Annotated in this window: 6 protein-coding genes; 2 read left to right on the top strand and 4 right to left on the bottom strand. The window is 63.2% G+C overall.

Annotated elements, in window-relative coordinates; all coding sequences use genetic code 11:
• The 4 genes from VMW12_08070 to VMW12_08055 form a co-directional block, all read right to left on the bottom strand.
• A partial coding sequence (locus VMW12_08070) for a TonB-dependent receptor (GenBank protein ID HUZ49677.1) occupies positions 1 to 1831 on the bottom strand: 1831 nt, incomplete at its 3' end.
• Positions 1832 to 1937: 106 nt separating this feature from the next.
• On the bottom strand, positions 1938 to 3680 hold the full coding sequence (locus VMW12_08065) for an alkaline phosphatase family protein (GenBank protein ID HUZ49676.1): 1743 nt from the start codon (positions 3678 to 3680) through the stop codon (positions 1938 to 1940).
• A gap of 95 nt (positions 3681 to 3775) precedes the next feature.
• Positions 3776 to 4546, bottom strand: coding sequence for a hypothetical protein (locus VMW12_08060; protein HUZ49675.1), 771 nt, complete (start codon positions 4544 to 4546; stop codon positions 3776 to 3778).
• Between the two features lie 278 nt (positions 4547 to 4824).
• Positions 4825 to 7932, bottom strand: a complete 3108-nt coding sequence (locus VMW12_08055) for a glycosyl hydrolase (protein HUZ49674.1) — start codon at positions 7930 to 7932, stop codon at positions 4825 to 4827.
• 240 nt (positions 7933 to 8172) lie between these two features.
• Here VMW12_08055 and VMW12_08050 point away from each other — a divergent pair, with 240 nt between their 5' ends.
• Together VMW12_08050 and VMW12_08045 are read left to right on the top strand one after the other, a co-directional pair.
• Positions 8173 to 9402: a transposase gene (locus VMW12_08050; protein HUZ49673.1), complete on the top strand. Its 1230-nt coding sequence runs from the start codon at positions 8173 to 8175 to the stop codon at positions 9400 to 9402.
• Positions 9403 to 9472: 70 nt separating this feature from the next.
• Positions 9473 to 11410 carry a helicase-related protein gene (locus VMW12_08045; GenBank protein ID HUZ49672.1) on the top strand — a complete coding sequence of 646 codons (1938 nt, stop codon included), beginning with the start codon at positions 9473 to 9475 and terminating at the stop codon, positions 11408 to 11410.
• Positions 11411 to 11500 lie beyond the last annotated feature (90 nt).

Genomic DNA, 11500 nt, shown 5'->3' with positions numbered 1-11500 from the left:
GGAGCGAGGGATCGGGTTCGCTGTACGAGCGGCCGCCCGTTAGGCGCACGACGTCGCGATTGTCGGGGCGAAAGACGACCGTCAAACGCGGATCGAAGTTCGTTGTGGCGGTATTCTTCGAACGTTGGAACCAGAAGTTTCCTAGCAGGGACAGACGCTGGTTGGGCGTGTAGACGTCGCGCAGGTAATAACTGGATGACGTGAGCGTATAGGCGCCGGTTGCCGCCGGGCCGGCCGTGGGAATCAGGTTGCCGAATTGATCGAAGATCGGATACGCGACGCCCGTGTGAAGCTGATGCTGATAGTAGTAGCCCAGGCTAAGGTCGTGGCTTCCTAGCGTGAATTCGTCGCCGACGAGCGCTCCGCGCGTGCGGTAGTAGTTGCTGTTATAGGAGCTGTCTTGCGCGGCGCGATTGTAGTCCAGGCCATAGCTATCGGCAAAGCCGTCGACGGTGAATTGCGTGCGCCCGATCGCCTGCGTGAGGCGCGCATCGTAATCTTGATTGCGAATGGCCTGCCACGGGCCGGTACCGCCGCCGGCCGGACCCGACGCTCCCGCTGCGTATTGGCTAACCGGAAGGCAGCCGTAGCTCGCCGCCGAGTCATTCAGTACGGCGATCGAACCCGTGCACGTAGCGGTCGTCTGATTCGGAAGCGTTATCGTCGATTGATTGTTGTTGCCGTCGAGTGCCTGCTGGGCGCGATACGCGACGGTCTGACCGGGCAGAAAGTCTGTGTCGCCGTTCCCCGACTTATCGTCCCACGAGGTTGCCGAGTAGCCCGTCACCGAGATGCGCGTGCGCGGATCGAACGTGTACTGCAGATCCAGCAGATCGTTGTGCAACACATAGGTTCCCGCCACCGAGTAGGTATTGTTCGCGAGAGTAGCGGCCGTAAAATCGTTTCCGCGATTGCCGGTCTGCGCGATGACTTGCGGTGAAAACATGCCGTCGGTACCTTCGACGCCGTGCGCGAGTGCGTATCCGAGTTTCCCGAGGGTTCCGGTGAATTCGAGACCGGTCAGGAGCTTCTCGTTATTGCCGACGCCTTGCTGGATGACGGCGTGGGGTTCGAGCGTCGGGGTAATGGTGTTGAAGTCGACGGCGCCGGCGATGGTCGTCGCACCGTAGATGCCGGTCGCGCCCGATCCGAAGATCACGTTGACGCCGCTCAGTCCCCAAAACGGCGAGACCTGGTAGTCGAAGCCGTTTCCAAATGCGCCGATCGGACCGATCGGGTGGCCGTTCAGGAGCGTCGCGGTCTCGGTCGGATCGAAGCCGCGAATACTGACGGTGAGGTCGTCGCCGACGGCGGAACTCGTGCTCGTGTTCACTCCCGCGACGGATTGCAGCGCGTCGCCGGCCCGCATGTAGTTCTGATCCTGTAGAAGAGGAGCCGAAACGTGCGCGTTGATCGTGGTTGAGGTTTGGAGCGCTGCCCGTTGCGCTACGACCGTTGCAATCGTGCGCGGGTTTCCGTGCGAACGCTGGATCGCCGTCTCGAAGCTGACCGAGCGTTGGCCGGAGGAAATCACGATGCCCGGTGCGCGCGTCAATTCATAACCGCGCGCGTTGATGAGCACCGAATAATCGCCCGGAGCGATCGACGTAAACCGAAAGTCACCGGCGGCGCTGGTGACCGCCGTAGCTACGGCCTCGTTGCCGCGATCGAGCGTCACCTTTGCGGCGACCACCGGAAAGCCACCATCGATGTCTAAGATCCGACCGGAGACCAACGTGCCCTCGGCCGAACGAACGACGCCGGGCGATAGGGTTAGGAGCGCGGTCGCCACGAGCGCGGCGAGCGCTGCGATTCGACGAGGTGGAAACATGAAAAGTATCCTCTTGCAAACAGAGAGCGGCATATTCTCATATTCGCAGCCGGATGTTAAATCGAAGTCAACGCGAGATGAAGCGCGTATTAAATAGAGCGAGCCGCTAGTGGATAGTACGCCGCGGATCGAGTGGGCGTGGCGCAAAACCCGATGGCGATCGGTCGTGGGCGAGCGTCACGGGAACGATGCCGAGCGACGCGCACGACATCTTCGGGGGAAACGCGTTCACGACGGCGCCCGGAATCTCCGCGGCGATAGCCGGAATCGGCGCGAGGGCGCCACTCAGGCGCTGCGGATCGAATGCGCCTAGCAAATTCGTGATCGCGGGGTTGGCATCGCGTGGCCCTTCCGGCATAGAGCCGCGTTCATCGGGCAATTCGGCCATTGCGGGGAGATGGAACACCGTTTCGACGAACTTCACGATCGATGCGGTGTCCCCGCGATCGTGTACGACCGCCCCGCTCCTTGCGTACGGCGAAATGAGGATAAAGGGAAGCCGCTGGCCGTCACCGCAGGGCTTTCCGTCCGCACAACGTTCGAAGTGAGGCGGCGGCACGTGGTCGTAAAAGCCGCCGGCATCGTCCCACGTAATGACGATCGCCGAATCTTTCCAGTATCGACTGTGTGCGATCGCATTAACGAAGGTTGCGACGAACGCTTCGCCTACTTGATGATCGCTGTCTCCAGCGCCCGGATGATCGTCGTCGCCGCGATACGCCGCTTGCACCTTTGGATTGCGGTTCGCAGGTTTCCAACCGAACTCGTTGCGAGATCCACCCTTGATATAGAAAACCCCGCGATCCGGAAGCCTCCCCTTTGCGAGCGCGCCGAGCATCGCTTGCACGGGATGCACGTTCTTCCAAAATACCGGGTTGTTGCGAAGATACGCAAAATACTGCGGCGCATCGTGATGCGCTTCGAAACCTTCGCGCGCGCTGGTAGGAGAGACGTAGCCTTCTTGGTACCAGCCCCACGGGATCGCCTTACGCCCGCTTGCCGCGACCGCTTGGAGATCGCGGCGTACCCCGTCCGTATCGCTCCTCGCTAGACGGTCGGCGCTTCCCCCGAGATCGAGCATGATCGTGGCGTAACGTTGGGGGATTTGGTTCACGGCGTCCCTGTCGTCGGCAGCGTAGGGCGGATAGGCGGGGTTTAAATCGTTGACGATGGGAACGCCGCGTCCTTTGTCGTTTGCGGCCGCCGCTTGGCCAGGGTTGCGCGCCCATTGCGTCTGACCGGCTTGCCCGGCGATCGCTTCGATATTCCCCGGAGTCGACGGACCCGTCATGCCTTGGAAGATGTGGTCGAAGAGCGCGAATGCATGCGCGTACTTCCAAAGGTACGGAATCGTATCGCAGTCGTAGTGGGCCATGGTGAGCTCGCCGATACGTTGCGCGTCGGCTGCATCGTAACCCTTCGCTAACGAGACGCGCTCCTGCTCCGCGACGAAATCATCCATTTTTCCGTGGTCGAACTTGCGATAGACCACGGCGCGCGCTTGCGACGGACCCGCGATATCCGGATCGGCGATCCGAAAGGGTGCGATCCAGCGCTTTCCAATCGGATCGTACTGTCGGCGGCCGTGCGCCTTTGCCAGCGCCGTCGAGAGATTCTCCGCTCCCGGATACGTGCCGAAATAGTTGTCGAATGAGTGGTTTTCTTGGTAGATGACGAACACGTACCGCACGCGCTTGCGCAGATCGAGCAGCATCGTGGGTTTCGACGTTGTGGCGACCGCGGATGCGTGCTCGGATCGCGCCGCGAGCGTCAGGCCTGCGACGGCGCAGGTCAGCACTACCGCAGCGACGGCGGGGAACGCCAGCGGCGCCCTTCGAGAATGCTTCATGCTCCGACTTTACGCGCGAAAGATGAACGTTGGATGATGCGCGGATTGTGGATGCTTAAAGGAGCTTAAACCAACCTTCACGTTCGATGTGCCGGCTACGGGGCGGGCCAACCGCGGACCGGTAGCGGCGTTCCCGCAGCGGCGTCGGTGACGAGTAGCTCGGGGACGCCGTACCCATCGCGCAGTTCTTGCAACGGAACCTCGAGCGATGCCCAAAAGTCGAACGCGGGGCCGAACGTATCCATGCGCATGCTGCGTCCGCGCTCCCACGCGCGCCAGAATTTCTGCGGGTCCAGCCAGCCCTTGCGCGCGACCGCCACCGGATTGAATTGGATGCCCAAGTGCCAGCTATAGATGACGGGGAGGATGTGGCCGCCCATGCCCTCGGCCCGATGCATCGCCGCCGTAAACGTGGAGACGAGTATCTCCCCTTGAAAGGACGTACTGTATCCGCTGAGCAGGTGAGCCGAATCGTGCGGGAGGGCGAAGTCCGCGCTAAGCGCGTGCGCTTCGCCGGGAAAGGCGTAGTGGTTGAGGTTGTAGTGATCGTAGAACGCGCGTCCGAACGTCGAGGGCGCGAGGGCTTCGAGTGCGTGAAAGCGCGCGGCAAGCGCGGGATCCGGTGCGGCGTCGTATGGAAGAAATTGCGAAACGAAGTCCTTGGTATAATCCAAGCCGTGAATGCTGATCTCGTTCTCGCGTGACATGTCGGCGACGATCCACGCAATGTGCCCGCTCGCCGTCTGGGCGAGATCGGCCACGTAGTCGTCGGTCACGCCGAGCGCTGCCGCATAGTCGAGCGCTACGTGCAGCTTTTGGGCATCGATCGATCCGTCGATGAAGGCCATGACGGCGATCAGTTCCATCGCGTAACGACGCTCCGCGACGCCCGGCGACGCCCGGCAAGAGCGCGGCAACGCCGGCCGGCGCGACCGGCGCCACCGCCGCAAGTTCCAGCGACGGAAGGCTGAGCACGTGGAGTCCCGCGCCGACGATCGCTAGCCCGTCGGCTTGGGACTCTCCGCTACCGGCGCGTGCGACGGCGCGCATTGCCCCGAGCACCGCCATCGCCTGAGCGAGACGCAGCGGTACGAACCCGATAAAGTCGCTCATGAAACCGGGACGATTCGACGAACGCCGTTACTTACAGCAGCGCATTCGCTCGAGCGATCGCGGCGTTGAGCGAAGCTTCGCCAACAGTGGCCTGATGGTCGAGGTCTTCGAAGACCGCATACTGGGCGGTGGTCGGCCGAAGGTAGGCGAGGTCGATGTCGGCCGCGAGGTATGCGAGGTGACTGCGCAACTTGGTTGCATGCAACAGGCTGCCCTCGCTCGATTGAATCTTGAGCTGCACCAAAGCATGGATCGTCGTATCGAGCGCGGCGAGTACCGGGCGCGCCTTGGCCGGCGTCACGCGATGCGAAACCACCGCGGCATTCAGACGATCGCGCGTAGCGATCGCGCGATTGATCGTGACGTCGAGCTGGTTGAGGGTTGCGTGGATGCGCTGTTGCAGCGCCAGCCGAGCCTCGAGATCCTCGGCCGTTGCGTGCAGCCGGGGGTCGAGCGCTACGTCGAACGGCTTGGTGATCGTCGATCCGCCGGCGGTGAGGGCGACGGCATAACGGCCGGGCGTCACGATCGGGCCGTCGACGGTGTCGGGCAGGCCGCCTGCGGCGATCGGCGGTTTAAAGCCGGTCACCTCGGTGGCATCGGGGTAGCGCAGGTTCCAAACGAAGCGATTGACGCCGGCGTGGACGTCGCCCTTCGCCGTGCCGAGATGCAACGTGAAGCGGCGCACGAGTTGCCCTTTTTCATCCGTAAAGGCGAGCGTCATCGGCGTCTTCGCGCCGGTTTTCGGTAACGCGAAGATGACCGTCGCGCCGAACGGCGGGTTCTCTCCGACGTTCGGGATCAGCTTCGCATACTCGCTTGCGCCGTAGGCGTGCGTTAACCACGCTGTCTGCGGGGCGAAGAGTTGCGCCGTACTCGCATCCAGCGAGGGTTGCTTTGCGAGCTGCTCGAGGAGCGTGAGGTTGTCGAGAATCCAGAACGCACGGCCGTGGGTGGCCACCGCGATCTCACCCTGGCGAGTATCGATCGCGATGTCGCGGACTTGCACGTGCGGCAGGTTTAGCGAGAGGGGTTGCCAGCGGGCCCCGCCGTCGAAACTGGTGTAGACGGTGTTCTTCGTACCGAGGAAGAGCAGATTCGGTTCGTTCGGATCTTCGCGGACGACGAACGCATACTGATCGTTCGGCAGGCCGCCGGTCAGCGCGGTCCAATGCGCGCCGTAGTCGGTCGTGCGGTACACGTAGGGATGGAAGTCGTCCCACATATAGCGTGATGCCGTGAGATAGGCCGTCCCCGCCGCGGTGTGCGACGGTTCGATCGACGTGATGTCCGACCACATGGGCAGCCCCGGCGGTGCGGTGGCACGCCAATGCGCACCCCCGTCGGTGGTGACGTGAATCAATCCGTCGTCCGAACCTGCCCATAGCACGTTACCGTCGAGCGGTGAAACGGCCAGCGATGCGATACCGGGATAGATCTCGGCGCCGGACTGGTCGATATCGACGGGCCCGCCGCTGGGAGCCTCCGTGCGCGGATCGTTGCGCGTGAGATCGGGGCTGATCCGCTTCCAGGTCGCGCCGTGGTCGTCGCTTTGCAAGACGTACTGCGAGCCGATCAGCAGTCGTTTCGGATCCACCGGCGAGAAGATGATCGGATGGGTCCATCCGAAGCGATACTTGAGTTCGCGCGACGCGGAGCCTTCCTGATAATTCGGCCACGGGCTCACGCTTTGATACTGGCCGGTCGCCATGTCGTAGCGTAAGAAGATGCTGAAATAGCCGCTGCCGTACGTCACGTTCGGGTTGCCCGGTTCGGGAGCGACGAACGTGCTCTCTCCGTAGGCTACCCGGTGCCAGGCGCCGTCGGGGATCATGCCGTCGCTGCTGGCGCTTGGCCCTTCGAACGATCCCTCGTCTTGCTGCGCGCCATAGACGTGAAACGGAAACTGGTCGTCCAGGCTGATGTGATAGTACTGTCCGGTCGGCTGATTGTGCTCGGTGCTCCACGTCGTGCCGCCGTCGGTCGAAACCGTCGCCCCGCCGTCGTTACCTTCGAGTAAGATGCGCGGATCGTGAGGATTGATCCAGACGATGTGGTTGTCGCCGTGAGGCGGGCGCAACTTCGCGAACGTTTTGCCGCCGTTATGCGAGACCCAGAGAGCGTCGACGTTGGGCACGTAGACCGTATTCGGATTCGTCGGGTCGACGTAGATGCTCATGTAGTAGAAGGCGCGCTGGCGTAACTTCCATTCCTTGTTGACGCGCGTCCACGTTGCACCGCCGTCCGCCGATCTGAAGACGCCGCCATCCTTGGATTGCGTGATGCTGTACACCACGTTCGGTTGGCTTGCGGAAACGCTTACGCCGATGCGCCCGAGGATCGCATGCGAGTACCCCGGGTTGTGCGTGAGATTCTTCCAGTGCGCACCGCCATCCGTCGTTTTGTAGAGGCCGCTGCCCGGGCCGCCGCTGGTGAGTTTCCACGGCGTGCGATTGGCTTGCCACATCGCCGCATAGAGGGTGCGCGGATCGTGCGGATCCATGACCAGGTCGATCGCGCCGGTCTCGCCATTGACGAACAGCACCTTGTGCCAACTCGCCCCGCCGTCGGTGGATTTGAACACGCCGCGCTCGGCGTTCGGCTTGAAGACGTGCCCCATCGAAGATGCGTACACGACGTTCGGATTGTGCGGATCGACGACTAGCGAACTAATCGTGTGGGTCTCGCGAAGGCCTGCGTACGTCCAGGTCTTGCCGGCATTGACGGATTTATAAACGCCGTCGCCCGTGATGACGTCGCCGCGAATATCGCTCTCGCCGGTGCCCGCGTAGATGACGCTCGGGTTCGACTGCGCGACCGCGAGCGCGCCGATGCTGTTGCTCGATCCCGGGAGCGTACCGTCGGAGATGTTGATCCATCGATTGCCGTAGTCGGTGCTCTTCCAGATGCCGCCGTCCACCGCGCCCATGTAAAAGAGGTTGGCATCGTTCGGGACGCCGGTCACCGCGACGACCCGTCCACCGATCCAGGGCCCGATGTTACGCCACGAGAGGGCGTGCATCACCGTTTGCGGTGCAAGGGTGGGAGCGGCCGCGGCGACCGGTAATGCCGACACCGCAACGCAGCCCAGGACGAGTGCCAATGTATTGGCGCATAGACGATGGATGAGACGACGCATCGAAAGACTCCCCATAGCGTAGAAAAGCACGGTGGAAGTTCTATGCTTGCTTTTTTTCGTCGCTATCGCCGGGACCTTGGTGGCGAGTAGAATGCGAGCGACTCCGTTGCAAGCGGCGATGATATTTCGCCGCGTTGGCGGCAAGGCGTCTAGCCGTAAGGCCACGCACCACGGCGTGTACTCCTGCTCTGCGCGTTCACTCGGCCACCCAGTTGGCATTCTGCCTGATATAATCGTAGAATGAAGCGCATTGAAACCGTGCGGCTCTATCCGACATCTTCGCAAGATATAGCGCTTCATCACGCTTTGCATGTCACGCGTCATCTTTACAACGCTGCGCTCCAGCAGCGTAAAGACGCGTATCGGCTGCGTGGTGTGAGCGTCTCGATGAAGATGCAGTACGCCGAGGTGACGGCGCTACGCAAGGAATCCGCGCATCTTGCCGGGGTCTATCGCGAGATCGAAGATGCGATGCTGCGCCGGTTGGATCTGGCGATGCAGGCGTTCTTTCGGCGATGCAAGCGGGGCGAAACGCCCGGCTTCCCACGCTTCAAGGCTGCGCGCCGCTGGCGCCAGATCACCTATCCGCATGGCGATCGCGCGCTGAAGTTCGATGCGACGCAGCACCGCGTCCGCATTCCGGGCGTCGGTAGCGTGAAGCTGCGTAAGGGGCGCGCCGTGCCGCCGCATGGCCGAGCGTGGCTGGTCTGCAAGCTCGGGCGCTGGTACGCCCAGTTTGAGTGCGAGCGCGCGGTCGAGCCTTTGCCGGAAACCGGGCGCGCGATTGGGCTCGATCGCGGCGTGAATGTCTTGCTGGCAACCAGCGACGGCGAGTTCATTGCCAACCCGAAGCACGTCGCGAAGGCACGGCTGCGCGTTGAGCGGGCGCAGCGCGTGGTTGCCAAGCGTAAACGGCGCGGGAAGAACCGGCATAAGGCGATTGATGCGCTCGCACGCCTGCACGAGAAGGTTGCTCGGCAGCGGCGCGACTACGCGCACAAGGTCTCACGCGCGCTGATCGATGCGAACGATGTCATCGTGCTGGAAGACTTGCGCTTGCGCAATATGACGCGCAGCGCAAAGGGGAGTATCGAAGAACCCGGCCGCAACGTTGCGGGCAAGGCCGGGCTCAATCGGACGTTGCTCGATGCGGGTTTTGGCATGATCGCGCAGTTGATTGCGGAGAAGGCTGAAAGCGCCGCCCGCACCCTCATCTACGTTGATCCGAAGTATACCTCGCAAACGTGTGCCGCGTGCGGGCATATTGCGAAGGAGAATCGCTCTAGGTTGCAGTTTGTGTGCATTGCGTGTCATCACGCCGATCATGCGGACGTTAATGCGGCGCGGGCGATTCTTCAGCGGGCTCAGAAGGGGCCCTTGGCGAGCCGCGCCGCGGTGGCGGACGGTCCCGACCCAAAAACCGCGCTATCGCCGATTGGACCTCGGCTCACGCTACACGATGCAACGTGAAGGCGCAGACTTCGAAGACCCAAGCGGCCGGTCGGTGCGGAAAGATTGCGCCGGTGGCGAATAGACGGTGATGGCAACCGATGAGACGGCCGAGCGTTTAACCGATCGGCACGCGCAGCGCGCGCGTCTGCGCAGGCACGTCGAGCGATTGGGCTGGAAATGGGTCAATAAGGCGTCGGTGCTCGTCCGCAGCGAGCGAACGCTCCAGATCGGGCCCCGGACCGTCGTGATCCGCGGCGGCGTCCCGATCGACATCCCGGCCGACCCGACGCTCGAGTCCGGTGATGCTGCCGCAGCCGCGGCGATCGACCCGACCGTCACGGCGTTCGGCGAGATGATGGAACGCATGGCCGCAAAGATTCTAACCGAGCCCGACGACATCGAGCAGACGCGCGTCTTCGAGCGCCCGTCGTTTTTCACCGCGCTCGAAGACGCTCGCAGAGAACTCGTGCAGACGTATCAGCGCTTGGAGAATCGACGCATCGACGACCGCGTCGAGGCCGAGCTCGGCCTGCACTTCTACCTCGAAGGCTTTACGACGCAGGAACGCAGCCTCGAATACTTCGTCGGTCCGACGAATTCGGGTAAGACGCACGCGGCCATCGAGCTGCTGCGGGCCGCGAAGAGCGGCGTCTATCTCGCGCCGCTTCGACTGTTGGCGCTCGAAATCTACGAACGATTGAGCGACCTGCACGTCGCGACGTCGCTGGTCACCGGCGAAGAACGCATCCTCCATCCGTACGCGGAACACACCAGTTCCACCGTCGAGATGGTCGATCTTTCGCGCGAGGTCGACGTCGCGGTCGTCGACGAGGCGCAAATGCTCGAGGACGCGCAGCGCGGTTGGGCCTGGACGCTCGCGATTTCGGGCGTCCGCGCCAAGCGCGTCGTGCTCTGCGGATCCGAAGAAGGCCTACGCGCAGCGCACCGCTTGGCGGAACGCTTGGGCGTAACGCTCACCGAACGCCGTTTCGAACGCAAGAATCCCCTGCGCGTCGTGCCCGCGGTGCCGCTAACGGCATTACGCCCGGGTGACGCGGTCGTCGGGTTCTCGCGTTCGGCCGTCGTCGAGCTCCAATCGGAGATCGGGCGGCGCGGATACTCCTCGGCGGCGATCTACGGCTCGCTCTCACCGCTCGTTCGCCGGCGCGAAGCCGAGCGTTTTCGAAGCGGCGCCGCCGACATACTCGTGGCGACCGACGCCATCGGCCTCGGCCTCAATCTGCCGATCCGCCGGATCATCTTCGCCGAAGTCGAGAAGTACGACGGCGTCGCTTCGCGCCTGCTCTCGCCGCAAGAAGTTCGCCAAATCGCCGGGCGTGCCGGCCGTTACGGCATGCACGAAGAAGGCCTAGTGACCGCGCTGGACGCACGCGACGTCGCGCTCTTGCGCCGCAGCATCGAACGTGAGAGCGAGCCGCCCCCGGCGCAGCCGATCTGGATCTCGCCGACCGACGAGCATCTACGCCGCCTCGGGACGATTATCGGCACCAATCGCGTCGGCCGCCTATTGCAGTTCTTCCAAGAGCGCGTGCTCCGCGACACCGATGCGGGCCTGCGCATCGCGGATCTGGGCGATACGATCGAGGTCGCGCTCGCGCTGGAACTCTCGCCCGAGTTTCTCTCGCTGCCGTTCGAGGTGCGCTGCACCTACAGCCGCGCGCCGGTCACGACGCGCGGCCAGAGCCTCAACGTCCTCGCGCAATGGGGAGCGCAGCACGCGAGCGCGGGGATCGTCGACGGCGCCGAGCTGATGCAAGCCGTCACCGCGCGCGACCGCCTGCTGCTGTACGAAGATCGATCGCGTCTGGCCACGCTCTACCTGTGGCTCGCGCAACGCTTCCCGAACGTCTATGCGAATCAAGAACGCATCGGCGCCATACGCGAGAGCATCGACGACGATATCCACGGCGCGCTCTTGGAGAGAGGCACGCGTTCGAAGAGAAGCGCAACGCGCGTGAAACGCAGTCGGCCCGCTACTAGGCCCGCTCCGCGCCGTCGCCGTTAGCGGCCGGGTAAAGCGCCCGGGGGTTGGGGGACCTGTGATTTTTGTGCAATCGACATGGATGTCGACTTCCTTTGAAATGTTGCACAAAAA

The organism is Candidatus Dormiibacterota bacterium, assembly GCA_035532835.1.
In the GTDB taxonomy this organism is placed as follows: Bacteria; Vulcanimicrobiota; Vulcanimicrobiia; order Vulcanimicrobiales; family Vulcanimicrobiaceae; genus DAHUXY01.
Note: the sequence above shows the minus strand (reverse complement) of the source record. Positions and strands in the feature narration are given on the sequence as shown.

Excerpts from the sequence above, each read along its gene's own strand:
- VMW12_08065 (HUZ49676.1), bottom strand. The coding sequence starts at position 3,680 with ATGAAGCATTCTCGAAGGGCGCCGCTGGCGTTCCCCGCCGTCGCTGCG.
- VMW12_08060 (HUZ49675.1), bottom strand. The coding sequence starts at position 4,546 with ATGGAACTGATCGCCGTCATGGCCTTCATCGACGGATCGATCGATGCC.
- VMW12_08055 (HUZ49674.1), bottom strand. The coding sequence starts at position 7,932 with ATGCGTCGTCTCATCCATCGTCTATGCGCCAATACATTGGCACTCGTC.
- VMW12_08050 (HUZ49673.1), top strand. The coding sequence starts at position 8,173 with ATGAAGCGCATTGAAACCGTGCGGCTCTATCCGACATCTTCGCAAGAT.
- VMW12_08045 (HUZ49672.1), top strand. The coding sequence starts at position 9,473 with ATGGCAACCGATGAGACGGCCGAGCGTTTAACCGATCGGCACGCGCAG.